At 70.4% G+C, this 13,146-nt stretch carries 10 protein-coding genes; 5 read left to right on the plus strand and 5 right to left on the minus strand.

What is annotated here, in order from left to right; translation table 11 throughout:
• Positions 1-12: 12 nt before the first annotated feature.
• A complete protein-coding gene (gene pulA / locus DDV73_RS14915) occupies positions 13-5,712 on the minus strand; it encodes a pullulanase-type alpha-1,6-glucosidase (protein WP_109508050.1) in 5,700 nt (1,899 codons plus the stop codon).
• 242 nt (positions 5,713-5,954) lie between these two features.
• Here pulA and DDV73_RS14920 point away from each other — a divergent pair, with 242 nt between their 5' ends.
• On the plus strand, positions 5,955-6,485 hold the full coding sequence (locus DDV73_RS14920) for a calcium-binding protein (protein ID WP_161962409.1): 531 nt from the start codon (positions 5,955-5,957) through the stop codon (positions 6,483-6,485).
• Positions 6,486-6,708: 223 nt separating this feature from the next.
• A complete protein-coding gene (locus tag DDV73_RS14925) occupies positions 6,709-7,446 on the plus strand; it encodes an NYN domain-containing protein (protein WP_109508052.1) in 738 nt (245 codons plus the stop codon).
• A 396-nt stretch (positions 7,447-7,842) separates the two neighbouring features.
• Here the strand turns inward: DDV73_RS14925 and DDV73_RS14930 are convergent, their stop codons facing one another.
• Entirely contained in the window at positions 7,843-9,075 is a 1,233-nt protein-coding gene (locus DDV73_RS14930) for an MFS transporter (protein WP_109508053.1), read from the minus strand.
• A gap of 61 nt (positions 9,076-9,136) precedes the next feature.
• On the opposite strand from DDV73_RS14930, the gene DDV73_RS14935 reads away from it, so the two are divergent.
• Positions 9,137-9,673 (plus strand): MarR family winged helix-turn-helix transcriptional regulator, encoded by a 537-nt coding sequence (locus DDV73_RS14935; protein ID WP_109508054.1) that lies wholly within the window; start codon positions 9,137-9,139, stop codon positions 9,671-9,673.
• On the opposite strand, the gene DDV73_RS14940 is transcribed toward DDV73_RS14935, so the two are convergent.
• From DDV73_RS14940 to DDV73_RS28235, 3 genes are read right to left on the minus strand one after another with little or no spacing between them, the layout of a single operon-like run.
• The gene (locus tag DDV73_RS14940) at positions 9,670-10,149 is read right to left on the minus strand and encodes a calcium-binding protein (protein ID WP_109508055.1); all 480 of its coding nucleotides are present in this window, start codon (positions 10,147-10,149) and stop codon (positions 9,670-9,672) included. The two genes, DDV73_RS14935 and DDV73_RS14940, sit on opposite strands and share 4 nt — an antisense overlap.
• 28 nt (positions 10,150-10,177) lie before the next feature.
• Positions 10,178-10,666 (minus strand): methyltransferase family protein, encoded by a 489-nt coding sequence (locus DDV73_RS14945; protein ID WP_109508056.1) that lies wholly within the window; start codon positions 10,664-10,666, stop codon positions 10,178-10,180.
• Positions 10,666-11,910, minus strand: a complete 1,245-nt coding sequence (locus tag DDV73_RS28235) for a glycosyltransferase (protein ID WP_161962411.1) — start codon at positions 11,908-11,910, stop codon at positions 10,666-10,668. Before DDV73_RS28235 ends, DDV73_RS14945 begins: the two co-directional genes overlap by 1 nt.
• Before the next feature lie 45 nt (positions 11,911-11,955).
• Between DDV73_RS28235 and DDV73_RS28240 the strand changes: the two genes are divergently transcribed.
• A complete protein-coding gene (locus tag DDV73_RS28240) occupies positions 11,956-12,435 on the plus strand; it encodes a MarR family winged helix-turn-helix transcriptional regulator (protein ID WP_161962412.1) in 480 nt (159 codons plus the stop codon).
• A gap of 121 nt (positions 12,436-12,556) precedes the next feature.
• Complete coding sequence (locus tag DDV73_RS14960; RefSeq protein ID WP_109508059.1) at positions 12,557-13,108, plus strand: MOSC domain-containing protein; 552 nt, start codon at positions 12,557-12,559, stop codon at positions 13,106-13,108.
• Positions 13,109-13,146: the final 38 nt, after the last annotated feature.

The following is a 13,146-nucleotide window of genomic DNA, read 5'->3' on the forward strand; positions in this document are numbered from 1 at the left end:
TACAAGGCGGCGTCAGCGGGTGAACACCGCTGTCGTCCGCGCCGGCACCGTGACGCGGCCGTCGCCCACGGTGGAGCCCTTGACCACCTCGTCCGAGCCGCCGGCCTGGACGGGATGCAGCGCCCAGCCATCGCCGGCGCCACTCACCGTCGTCGCGTCGGGGCTGGCGTTGAAGACGACGAGTACGCCGTCCCGGTCGGCGTCCGCGTCCGGCCCCGCGGTGTCGTCGATCAGCATCGCGATCACCCCGGGTCCGGCGTCCAGGAACGACACCTTGGCCTGGATCGCCGCCAGTGAGCCGAGCCGGAACAGCGGCATGGACTGCCGGATCCGCAGCAGGTCCTGGGCCCCGGCGTGGGCGGCGTCCATGTCGGCTGGTCCGGGCTTGAGCGAAGGGTCGCCGAGCAGCGGCCGCATGAAGTCCCACTTGGCGCTGTTGTCGGCGGCGAGCGGCAGGCCGGAGCCGAAGGTGTGCTGCTGCCGGGACCAGTCCACCCGGTTGAACCAGTCGCCGGAGTCGTAGGAGTTGCGGTCCAGCGACTTCGAGCGCAGCAGGTCGCTGCCGGCGTGCCAGAACACCACGCCCTGCGACAGCGCGACCGTGGACAGCGACAGCGTGTTCATCCGGACCCGGTCGGCCATCGACGTCGACTGCGGGAGCTTGTAGGCGAGCGCGTCGAAGAGCGTCTCGTTGTCGTGCGCGTCGACGTAGGTGACGGTCTCGCTCGGGTCGTCGGCGTACCCGGCCGGCTGGCCGTTGTAGTCGACCTCGCTGCCGACGACCGTCGCCCCCGTCGAGTCGCGGAAGCGGAAGTCGGCCAGGTTGCCGGCGAGGCCGAGCTTGACCAGGTCGGTCGCGTGCCGGAGCCGGGCCGCCTGCTCGTCCGGCGTGCCGTTGACCGGGTCGCCGTTCGGGTCGGTGGCGAGGCCCGAGCCGAAGCCCTGGATGCGCGGGTTCTCGTCGAACGGCCCGCCGCCGCGGACGGCGTCGCGCTGCCGGTCGGTGAACGAGCCGATGCCGGTGCCGCCGAGGTTGAGCTGGGTGGCCTGCTCGAACCGGGCGTCATCGGCCACCTCGCCGAAGTTCCAGCCCTCGCCGTACAGGTAGATCGCCTTGCCGTCGACGCCGTCGCGCTGCAGCGTGAGCCGGTCCAGCGCCGCGCGCAGGTTGAGCATGTTCTGCTTCGAGTGGTGGCCCATCAGGTCGAACCGGAAGCCGTTGACCTTGTACTCACGCGCCCAGGTGAGCACCGAGTCGATCATCAGCTTCTCCATCATCGCGTGCTCGGACGCGGTGTTCGCGCAGCACGTCGACGTCTCCTGGGCGCCGGTCGCCGAGAGCCGGTGGTAGTAGCCGGGGACGATCCTGTCGAGGACCGACTTGGCGTCCTGGCCCGACGCAGCGGTGTGGTTGTAGACCACGTCCATGACCACCTGCAGCCCGGCGCCGTTCAGGCCCTGCACCATCCGCCGGAACTCGACCGTACGGCGGGTCCCCTCCGGATCGGTCGCGTAGGAGCCCTCCGGCGCCGTGTAGTGGAGCGGGTCGTAGCCCCAGTTGAAGCCGTCCTGGCCGCGGACCGCGTCCACGCAGGCCTGCTGCTCGGTCGAGTCGGCCGGGTACGACGCCAGGTCACAGGCGGGTGTCGCCTGCGCCGACCGCCGCTCCTCGACCGTCGCGATGTCGAACGCCGGCAGCAGGTGCACGGTGTTCAGGCCGGCGTCAGCGAGCCGGCGCAGGTGCCGCATGCCCGCGCTGTCGCGGTGCGTGAACGCCTGATAGCCGCCGCGATCCGCCGCGGGCACCGTCTGGTCACCGATCGAGAAGTCGCGGACATGAAGCTCATAGACGCTTCGGTCCTCGGGATTGGCCACCCGCGGCGGTCGCAGCGACGACCACCCCGCCGGTGCCAGCGTCCTGTCGGCCAGGTCGGCGATCACCGACCGCTGGGAGTTGGTGGTCAGCGCGACCGAGTAGGGATCGGTGACCCGGTTCCGGACCACCTCGCCCGCGGCTGGCGCCCAGACCAGCACGTCGAAGGCGTACGTCGCGCCCCGCCACGACCGCTCGCCGGTCACCGTCCAGCTGCCGTCGGCCTGCCGCCGCATCGGCACCTTGGTCGGCGTCGCACCCCGCCAGAGCACCAGGTCGACGTCCTGCGCCGTGGGCGCCCACAGCGCGAGCGACGGCTTGCCGTCGCGCCAGGTGACCCCGAAGTCGCGGTCGGCCGCATCGGCGTACACGTCGTCGAGCACGCCGGGGATCTGCACCCCGGTCGCGTCGAACAGCGCGCCCGACCGGGCGAACGACGCCACCGCCAGCTGGCCCTTCAGCAGCTCGGGCACCCGCCCGAGGTCGCTGCTGCGGAGCCGGAACGCCTCGTAGTCGGCCAAGTGCGGGAACTTGGCAAGCACCGCCGCCGGCAACCCGGCCGGGTCGTGGGTCAACGGGACCGAAGTACCGCCCACGATCGCCTCGGCGTCGACCTCGAGCCCGCCGTCGGGCGCCGAGTAGAGCCGGTAGCGCCGGGTGTCGGCGTCCGGGACGTCCCAGGCCAGCAGCCCGCGGCCGAGCCACTGCGCCTTCGCCTTGGTCAGGTCCGGCGCGGCACCGGCCGCGCGGGTGCTGATGGTCAGCACGTGGCTGGCCAGGTCATAGCTGAAGACGACCTCGGCGCCGGCCTGTACGTCGAACGGAATGTCCGCGCCATCGGGAGCCCCGCCCGCGCCGTAGTTCTCCTCCCAGCTCAGGCCGTGGGTGACCTTGGCGGCGTAGGAGCCGCCCGGGATCGCCGAGGTCACCAGCCGGTAGACGCCGTCGCCGTCCGGGTCCTGCAGCCACGAGCGCATACAGTCCGGCGCCCAGTCGGCCGAGCAGCCCAGCTCGCTCTGGAAGCTCCCGGGCGCGGTCACGATCGGCCCCTCGGCGTCGGTGGTCGCCCAATGGGTGCCGTGGTCGTAGTAGAAGCTCACACTCTGCTCTGCGGGCAGGTTCAGCGGGATGTTCGGGCCGTTCTGGACGCCGCCGGCGCCGTAGTTCTCGTCCCAGCTGCGCTCGATGGCGGCCTTGTACTCGTACTGGCCCGCGGGCAGGGTGGCCGTCTTCTTCCAGACCAGGTCGTTGGGGTCCAGCGTCAGCTGGGCCTGGTCACAGTCGGGCTGCCAGTCGCCCGGGCAGCCGAGCTCGGAGTTGGTCGACCCCGGCACCGACACCTCGGCCGGCTGGGTGACCGGGCCACCCGGGCCGCCAGGCTCGCTGGGCTTCGGGTCGCCGACGACGGCGTACGTCGAGCTCACCGAGTGGTTGCCGCTGTGGTCGCGGAGGACCGCTCGGTACTCCAGCATGGTCCCCTTGGCCAGCCCCCGGACGTCGTGGAAGACCCGGTACGGCGCGTTGTCGTCGGTGCCGAGCCGGGTCCAGTCGGTGGCCCCGACCGGGCGCCAGGCCAGGGTGACCTGGTTGAAGCCGCCGTCCGGCACCCCGACGCCGACCTCGGCCCGGCCGCCGACGGTCCCGCCGGCGCTTGGGGTCTCGAAGATCACCGCCGGGGCGTGCTGGCGGCGGTCGAGCGGGGTCTCGGCGCGATAGACCGCCGCGGACAGCGGCGGCACGGTCAGCGTCATCCGGCCCTCGGCGTCGGTCCGCACCGTCGACCGGGTGCCGGGCCAGATCTGCCGGAACGACTCGCGGTCGGTCAGCGTCTCGATGGTCACCGTCTTCGCCGTCGCGGCGTTGTTGAGCGCCACGACGTACTCGCGGTTGTCGCCGGCCCGGATCCGGCTGACGGCGTACACGCCGGCGCTGTTGCTCGCGTACCGATGCAGCTGGGCACCGTCGGCCAGGGCCGGGTGCGCCTCGCGCAGCCCGGCGAGCGCGGCGATCTCGCGGTAGAGCGGGTGGTCCTGGTCGTAGTTGGGCTGAGCCGTCGTGGAGTCGGTGCCGATCAGGTCGTCGTCGTTGTACGACGGCACCCGGCTCGCGAACATGTCCTGCCGCGCATCCTTGTCGCCGCCGTCGCCGGTGAAGCCCTGCTCGTCGCCGTAGTAGACGACCGGCTGGCCGCGGGTGAGGTACATCAGCGCGTGCGCGAGCCGGTCGCGGCCCAGCAGATCGTCGCCGTCGGCGTCCTGGTCGAGGAAGTTGCCGATCCGGCCCATGTCGTGGTTGCCGAGGAAGGTCGGCAGCGCGTAGGCGTTGGAGTCGGCGTCGGTGTAGTAGTCGTCGGCCGCAAAGAAGTCACGGATCTTGGTCGTGCCCGTGCCCTTGGCGAAGGCGGTGCCGGCGTTCTGGAACCCGAAGTCGAGAGTCGCGTCGAGCCGGCCCTCGGTGCTGAACGCCGACATCGCGGCCGGGCTGGAGTCGAAGACCTCGCCGAACGCGAAGAAGTCGTCGTTGCCGGCCTGGCCGGCGTGGTCGCGGATCGCGGGCGCGAACTTCTGCCAGAACTCCATGTTCACGTGCTTGACCGTGTCGATCCGGAAGCCGTCGATGCCGAAGTCGACCCACTGCTTGTAGATCTCGGTCATCCCGTCCACGACGTCGGGCTGCTCGGTGAACAGGTCGTCGAGGCCGACGAAGTCGCCGTACGTCGAGGACTCGCCGGCGAAGGTCGAGTCGCCGCGGTTGTGGTAGTTGGTCGGGTCGTTGAGCCAGGCCGGCACCTTCACGGTCTCGTCGGCCGGGCTCTTGAACACCGGCGTGTAGGGGAACGACTCGTTGTCGAGCTGGGGGAAGTCGTCGGTGCCGGCGTACTCCCGGTCGTCGAACGGCGTGCCGTCGGCGTCGACGTACGGCGAGGTCGCCTTGTCGACGTAGGAGTACCGCCCCTCCTGATAGTCGATCACGTCGGCGGTGTGGTTGGTGATGATGTCGAAGAAGACCTTGATGCCGCGGTCGTGGGCCCGGTCGACGAGGGTCTTGAGCTCGGCGTTGGTGCCGAGGTGCGGGTCGATCGTGGTGAAATCGGTGACCCAGTAGCCGTGGTAGCCGGCCGACGCGTCCGCCCCGGAACCCTGGACCGGGCGGTTCTTGAAGCTCGGGGTCAGCCAGATCGCGGTGGTGCCGAGGTCCTCGATGTAGTCGAGCTTCTCGGTGATCCCGGCGATGTCGCCACCGTGGTAGAAGCCCTTGTCGGTCGGGTCGAGGCCGGTCGCCAGCCGGTCACCGGTGAGGCCGCCCTCGTCGTTCGCCGGGTTGCCGTTGGCGAACCGGTCGGCCATCACGAAGTAGAACCGCTCCTTGGTGAGCGGCTCGCGCAGGCTGGTCGTCGCCAGCGCCTCGTCGGCGGGTGTGACCTCGCCCGGCGGCAGCTCCGCGGGCGCGATCGAGACCCGATGGCTGGCGTGGTCGTAACCGAAGGTCAGCTCGGCGGCTGCCTTCAGCACGAGCGGGATGTTGGCGCTGCCGCCGTCCGCGCCGTACGACTCGTCCCAAGTGCCGTTGAGCGCCACCTTGAGCTCGTGGCTGCCAGCCGGTACGGCGAACGTGCCGGCCCAGGTGCCGTCCGGCTGCTGGGTGAGCCGGGTCTCCGCACACGGTGGCGCCCAGTCCTCAGCGCAGCCGAGCTCGGTCTGCAGGCTGCCGACCAGGGTGACCGAGGTTGGCTCCGGTGTGTGGTCGGCGCCGGCCGGGCCGGCGAGGCCGGCGACGGTCAGCAGGCCGGCGAGGAGGGCGGTGATGGTGGCCAGTGAGGTGCGGCGAGATATCGACACGGTTCATCCCGGGGGTGATGGAGAGTGTGATCGCGGTCACCCTAGGGTCGTTGCAAGACGGGTGCAAGACTTGCAAGATCTTTCAACGACGGCCCCGCTCACACGGCCCGGGATCTTGCACGGCGTATCACCAGCAGCCCGCGCAACTCCTCGGTCTTGTCGATGCAACCCTGCCTGCGGTTTTCGCGTCGACAGCATGTAACCGGGCCAACAGCCCCAGCAGACCTAGCGGAGGAAGCACCATGTTCAAGCGGATCCTGACCACCACCGGCGTCACCCTCGGAGCCGTCGCACTCGTCACCACCTCGGCGTACGCCGACACCATCAACGGCACTCCCGGCGCCGACAACCTGAACGGCACTCCCCTGGCCGACACGATCAACGGCTTCGCCGGCAACGACTTCATCGCAGCCCGGGGCGGTAAGGACGTGGTCCGCGGCGGGAACGGCAATGACCTCCTGCTCGGCGAGAACGGCGGTGACCAGGTGTTCGGCGGTCCCGGCAACGACGAGCTCCAGGACTGGGAGCAGGAGTTCGGCGGCCCTGAGGACACCGACCACCTCGAGGGCGGGCCCGGCAACGACCACCTGGGCGTCGGCAACGGCAAGGACAAGGCCTACGGCGGCAAAGGGAACGACACCTTCACCACCGAGCGCGACGGCAACGCCGACATCATCAACTGCGGCCCGGGTCGGGACGTCGTGACCTACAAGGGAAGCCGCGACCGCCGCGACACCGTCAAGAACTGCGAAGTCATCGTCATCGAGCGCTGACCGCTCGCAGCGACACCGAATGGGCGCCGGTTCCGCGGAACCGGCGCCCACTCGACATTTCATGCCATCGCAGCGTGCGGCTACCGCGTCCTAATCGGTATACAGCCGGGCCGACTGACCGACCAGCCGTCCCCAGAGACCGACCACCGGATGAGAGAGTGGCTACGACGACGTGCACGCACCTTTACCCAGCCGGCGGCACCGGCCGCTAGGGTTGGCCGGCATGCGGGTGGGGGTCTACATCGACGGTTTCAACCTCTACTACGGCGCCCGGCACATCTGCGGGCGAAGCACGGCCGGATGGCGATGGCTCGACCTTCGCGCGCTCAGCGCCAACGTCATCGGAGCGCACTCGCCCTGGAGTCCTGCTTCGATCCGCGTGGTCTATTGCACCGCCCGGATCAAGGCAGACGCCAGCAACCCGACTGCAGCCGGACCGCGCGAACAGGACGTGTACCTACGGGCGCTGAAGGCCTCGGGAACTGCGGACGAGATCTCGCTGGGCACCTACGTCAGCCGTGTCGCCACAGCCCCACTTGCCGTCGCAAACAAGAGGGCTAAGCCGATCCTCACCCGACCGGCGTGGCCAGTGGTGATCCAGGACGGGATCGGTGCGGACGTTCCTGACGCGACCTTCATGGTGTCGGTGGCACGCCGTGAGGAGAAGGGCAGCGACGTCAACGTCGCCGCCCACCTGCTCCTAGACGTACTCCAGAACAACGTCGACGCTGCGGTCGTGATCAGCAACGACAGCGACCTGGCCTTCCCCGTAGAGCAGGCTCGATTGCGGGTACCTGTCGGGACCGTCAACCCCACCAAGCGGTACCCGGCCGGTGGACTGGCCGGCGACCCGGCCGACGGAGTCGGCGGGCACTGGTGGGCTCAACTGGTCGACACTGACTACTATGCAGCCCAACTTCCGACGACCATCGGAAACCTGCAGAAGCCGGCGCCGTGGTAGTTCCAGCACGGGTCGCAGCAGCGGTCACAGGTTCTATCGCCGTTCTATCGCCATAGGTATGGCGGCTTTCTGATGTTTTCTAAACTTGCCTGTGGCAAGTTGCGGTGACACACTTGAAACACACCGCCCGTCTCCTTCGTGGGACGGGTTTAACCTTTCCAAGACTTCTTACGTCGGTTCCGGACCGAACGCCCACCCTCTCCACTACGTGTGTGCCACTCCAGTTGTGTGGCGATCACTTCCAGAAACGGGCGCAGACTGGCCCAACCATCGTTCGGTGGACTTACCGGCCAACTTCGTAGAGTTGGTTGCCCCTGCCCGTCGGCGGCGGCTTGCAGGCCCGCGGCCGCCGCGGCGCACTCAAGAACTGCGAAGTCGTGATCATCGAGCGCTGACCTAGGCGCGTTCGAGGCGGCGTACGTCGGGGAGCAGGGCGGCGACGACCACGCTGGCCACGATCACGGCGGTGACGACGAGCAGCCAGGTGCGCAGGCCGGTCAGCTGGGCGAGCGGGCCGGTCAGCGCCAGTCCCAGCGGGCGGGCGACGAAGGAGCCGACCTGGTCGAAGGCGTAGACCCGGGCCAGCTTGTCCTCCGGGATCTGCTGCTGGATCGACAGGTCCCAGCCGACGCTGAAGATCTCCAGGCCGAAGCCGTGCAGGAAGGCGCCGAGCAGCACCACCCAGAGCTGGTCGCTCACCGCGATCGCGAACGGGAAGGCGGCGGTCAGCGCGAGCAGCCAGGTGCCGATCGCGAGCGGGTGACGCGGGCGCCAGCGCAGGGTCAGCAGCCCGCCAACCACGAAGCCGGCCATCAGCATCGCCATCGCCCAGCCCCACGCCGCGCGGCCGAGGGTGTCCTCGACCACGATCGGGCCCAGCACGCCCTGCGCGCCGCCGTAGAACAGGTGGTAGACCAGCGCCTGCGCGATCAGCGCCCACAGCCAGGTCCGGCTCAGCACCTCGCGGAGCCCGGCGCGCAGGTCGGAGAGCATCGACTCGGTCCGCTCGACGGGCACCTCGGGCACCTTCATCTGCGCGAAGCAGATGGAGGCGGCCGCGAACGACAGCCCGTCGATCGCGATCGCCCAGCCCGGTCCGACCGCAGCGACCAGCAGCCCGGCCGCGGCGAAGCCGACGATCAGCGCCGCGTTCTGAGCGGTACGCCGCAGCGCGACGGCCGACGCCAGGCAGTGCGGCGGAATGGTCAGCCGGGTCATCGCCTGCGAGCTTGGGTTGCCGAGCGCGCCGAGGCACCCGTTGACCACACCGAAGGCGGCCAGCAGCGGGATCGACGCCCAGCCGGCGATCATCGCCACCGCGACCAGGATCTGCGACAGCGCCGCGAGCCGCGCCGTACCAACCATCATCAGCCGCCGCGAGAGCCGGTCGCCGAGCACCCCGCCGTACAGCACGGTCACCACGTCGGCCAGCGCGTACAGCGCGATCACCCCGCCGAGCTCGGTCGCCGAGCCGCCGAGGTCCAGGACGGCGAAGGCCAGGGCGACCGGCGCGATGGCGTTGCCGAGGTTGGTGATGGTGCCGCCGGCGAGCAGCCAGCGGTACGCCGGGTGCTCGAGCGCCTCGCGGGCACTACCGGACCGAGCGGGAGCGGCAGGTGTGGTGGTCATGGCTCGGACGTTACTTCGCTAGCGAACTATTCGTCAACGAATTAACTGCTAGCCTGGGGCCATGGCCAAGGCAAGCGACCGGGACGGCGAGGACGACGCCGACCGGCACGTCGCCCGCTGGCGGGATCACTGGATCGACGTGGACTTCGACGACGAGGTCGAGGGCGCGGTGGTCCGGATGCAGCATCTGGTGCGCCACTTCCGGGAGGCGAAGCAGCGCGCCGTCGCCCAGGTGGGCCTGCAGGCGTTCGAGTACGACACCCTGCACACGTTGATGATCCGGGACACCCCCGGGCACGCCTCACCGACCGACCTGGCCACCGATCTCGGCGTCTCCCCCGCGGGCATGACTGGGCGCCTCGATACCCTCGAGAAGGCCGGCTACGTCGGTCGCACCGTCGGCAAGACCGACCGGCGTCGGGTCGAGGTCGAGATCACCGATGCCGGCGCCGACATCTGGCGGCAGGCGATGGCGATCCGCGGTGACGCCGAGGACCAGGTCGTCAACGTGCTGTCGAAGAAGGAGCAGATCGCCCTCAACCAGCTGCTCAAGCGGATGACGCTCAGCGTCGAGGCCGAGGGCGAGCAGGATCACTAGTGGCTGGTGACGATGATCCGCTCGCAGCCGATGAAGGCCTCGCCGGCGTCGTGGCCGAATCGGATCCGGACCGTGTCGTGGCCCGCGCCGCAGTTGATCTCGTCGGCCTTGCCGTCGCGGGTGATCCGGATGACGTCGTTGCCACTGCTGCCGAACACGGAGTCGGCGCCCCTGCCAGGCAGCAGCAGATCGGCCCCGCGGTTGCCGTTCAAGGCGTCGGAGCCGTCCGCGCCGACCAGCCGATCCGCGCCCGCATGACCGAAGAGGCTGTCACCGCCTGCACCGCCGTTGATGAGGTCGTTGCCCCCGCGGCCGGACAGGTGGTCGCCGCCACCCTTGCCGTAGATCTTGTCCGCCTGGGACGTGCCGGTGAGAATGTCGCCGCTCGCGGTGCCGTCAATGGTCTCGGCGTACGCCGCGCTGGTCACGGCGGTTGCGGCAATGGCAAGGATGCTGACGGTGGCAGTTCGGATCATGGCAGCCAGTCAAGCGGCAGGGTTCAAGTCAGCCGCGGTACGGCGTGAGCCTCGGCCACCAGCCCGGCACCTCGCGCCGGTAGCGCTCGTAGGCCGCGCCGTACTCGCGGCTCAGCGTGGGCTGCTCGTAGCCGTGCACGAACGCCGCGAACGCGAGGGCGACCACGCCGAGCCACGCCGTACAGCCCCAGCTCTGGAAGGCCAGCGCCTGGCCCGCGATGACGGCGCCCACGCCGACGTACATCGGGTTGCGGACGTAGCGGTAGATGCCGGAGACGACCAGCGACTCGGTCGGCGCGGCCGGCATCGGCGTGCCCCTGCCCTGTACGGCGAACTGCACGAAGCAGACCGTGACGACCAGCGCGCCCGCGACCACCAGCACTCCGCCGACCACGTCGCGCACGACCACGCCGGGCGCCGAGCCGTCCCACCGCGTGATCCACCACGGCACCACGCCGGCCACCATCACCGGCGCCAGCACGAACCACACCAGCGAGCCGACCGCTGCCTTCACCATCACGCCTCCTGAGTGGTCTGGGCTTCGTGGGCGAGCTCGGCGATCGCCTCGGCGGCGAGCGTGGGGCCGTCGACGGCGTCGTACAGCTGTTTGATGTCGCGGGCCGCGCCGCGGTAGCGGTCGTCGGTCAGCATCGCGTCGGCGAGCCGGGTCAGCCGGCGGCCGACGCGGCTGGGTGGCACCGCGCGGGCCGCGCCGAGCCGGGACAGCAGGGCGAGGTTGAGCTGCTGCTCGAGCTGGAGGGGTACGCCGAGCACCGGCGTCCCCGCCGCCATCGCGGTCTGCACGCTGCCCTGGCCGCCGGTCACCACGGCCAGGTCGACCTGCGGCATCACCTCGTGGCTGGGCAGCACCCCCGCCACCAGCACCCGGTCGGACTCCAGGTCGGCGACGTCGTGAACGGTGCCCGCCACCAGCACCCGGGCACCGGTCGCCGCCGCGGCCGCGACCGTCTCGCGAACCAGCGCGGCGCGGGTCGAGGTGAGGGCGACGTACACGACCGGGCCGGGGCCGGCGAGGAACTCGGCGGCCCGGTCCGGCACCGGCACCTCCAGATGGGCGAAGAGCGGTCCGCTGTAGCGCAGCCGGGTGCCGGCGCGGTAGCCGCGGCCGCGCGGCCTCCAAGCCTCCAGGTCAGCCCGCGAGATGCCGAGCACCTCGGGCACCTCCGGCACCAGCGTCAGATCCCCCAGCAGCAGCGCCGGCAGACTGGGCACCGGCTCGACGCCGAGCTCCGCGGCCACCCGGTTGAAGCCGGAGCAGTAGTGCCGCAGCCGGGGCAGCAGCGCGCCGGCCACCCGGCCACGCAGCCCACCCGGAAGCAGGCCACGCTCGAACACCGGCGGCACGAAGCTGCCGGCGTACTCGGTCACCAGCGGGATGCCGGCCAGCCGGGTCGACAGCAGCGCGGTGAGCGTGAAGCCGGTGACCGCGACACGCACGTCGTGCTCGCGGAAGTACGCCGCCTCCGCCCGCACGTAGGCCAGCAACTCGTCGTCGGCGTACATGCTCTGGCCGACCGGGCCGGCGCCGATCGCCTCCCGCACCAGCCGGGCGCTCCGCTCGGCGTCCATCGGCGGCCCGATCACGTCGTACTCCACACCGGCCGCGGCCAGCAGCGGCTCGTGGGTGCCGCCGTGGGTGGCGACCCGGACCGGTACGCCGAGCCTGCTCAAGGCGCTGTGGATCTCCAGCATTCGCGAGGTCTCGGACAGGTACGCACAGCTCGGCAACAGGCAGATCACGGGCCACACCTCCACTCGGTCTCGATATTAGGTAATATATTGCGCATGTCAGGTGAGGACAAGCAGATCTTCGATCTCGGGCCCGGCTCGTCGCTGGTGCCGGCGGTGCGGGCGTTCCGGGCGGCGGTGCTGCTCGGCGAGCGGCTGCACTACCTGATGGACGAGCGGCTGCGGGCCGACGGCCTCACCACCAAGCAGGCCGCGCTGCTCACCGTGGTGATCGCGCTCGACCGGCCGACGGTGACCGAGGCGGCGGCCGCGCTGCGCACCAGCCACCAGAACGTCGCCCAGCTTGTCGCCCCGCTCGAGCGCAAGGGCTTCCTCCGGGTCGAGGCCGACCCCGGCGACCGCCGCCGCAAGCGGCTCGCGGTGACCGAGGCCAGCAACGCCTACTGGCTGGGCCGCGACGACGCCGACGAGGCCGCCGTGGCCGAGTGGTTCTCCGCCCTCACCCCCACCGAGCTCGCCACGTTCCTCGACTTCTGCGAGCGGATTCTCGGTGGTCTCGACGGGTCCGGTGGTTGAGGAGGTCGCTCTGCGACCGTCTCGAAACCACCACCCCTGCTGCCCTTGGTTTCGAGACGGTTGCTGCGCAACCTCCTCAACCGGCGGGAGGCGCCTCCATCTGCGTGCCAGACTGAACAGCATGGGGCACCGGACGACGGCGGAGATCGAGGGATATCTGGACGAGCTGCGGGCGGCGCCGAAGGACGTGGGCACCCTCCACCTCGTCGTACGCCGTCCGGCGGAGGGCGAGCGGGACATCCTCGATGAGGGCACGCTCGACGAGGCGGGCGGGATGGTCGGCGACAACTGGCTGGACCGGGCGACTTCCCACGCCATCGCCGAGGGCCGCCACCTCAAGGCGCAGCTCAACGTGATGAGCGCGCGGATGGTCCGGTTCCTGGCGCCGACCGAGACCGAGCAGGCGCTTGCAGGCGACCAGCTGTACCTCGACCTCGACATCTCCCACGACAACCTGCCGAGCGGCAGCCGGCTCGCGCTCGGCGACACGGCGATCATCGAGGTGACCGACAAGCCGCACAACGGGTGCGCGAAGTTCCGTGCCCGGTTCGGCGACGACGCGCTCGGCTTCGTCAACTCGGAGGTCGGCAAGCAGCTGCGGCTGCGCGGCTTCAACGCCCGGGTGGTCACCGGCGGCGTCGTCCGTCCGGGCGACCAGGTCAAGTTGGTCTGAGGCCCGGGACGGATTCCTTGACGCTCATCCGGCACCAC

The organism is Nocardioides speluncae, assembly GCF_003121585.1.
Classification (GTDB): Bacteria; Actinomycetota; Actinomycetes; order Propionibacteriales; family Nocardioidaceae; genus Nocardioides; species Nocardioides speluncae.

What these genes read in the sequence shown, in the direction of transcription:
- DDV73_RS14935 (WP_109508054.1), top strand. Translation starts at nt 9,137, where the DNA reads ATGGCCAAGGCAAGCGACCGGGACGGCGAGGACGACGCCGACCGGCAC.
- DDV73_RS14945 (WP_109508056.1), bottom strand. Translation starts at nt 10,666, where the DNA reads ATGGTGAAGGCAGCGGTCGGCTCGCTGGTGTGGTTCGTGCTGGCGCCG.
- DDV73_RS14940 (WP_109508055.1), bottom strand. Translation starts at nt 10,149, where the DNA reads ATGATCCGAACTGCCACCGTCAGCATCCTTGCCATTGCCGCAACCGCC.
- DDV73_RS14920 (WP_161962409.1), top strand. Translation starts at nt 5,955, where the DNA reads ATGTTCAAGCGGATCCTGACCACCACCGGCGTCACCCTCGGAGCCGTC.
- DDV73_RS14930 (WP_109508053.1), bottom strand. Translation starts at nt 9,075, where the DNA reads ATGACCACCACACCTGCCGCTCCCGCTCGGTCCGGTAGTGCCCGCGAG.
- DDV73_RS28240 (WP_161962412.1), top strand. Translation starts at nt 11,956, where the DNA reads ATGTCAGGTGAGGACAAGCAGATCTTCGATCTCGGGCCCGGCTCGTCG.
- DDV73_RS14960 (WP_109508059.1), top strand. Translation starts at nt 12,557, where the DNA reads ATGGGGCACCGGACGACGGCGGAGATCGAGGGATATCTGGACGAGCTG.
- DDV73_RS14925 (WP_109508052.1), top strand. Translation starts at nt 6,709, where the DNA reads ATGCGGGTGGGGGTCTACATCGACGGTTTCAACCTCTACTACGGCGCC.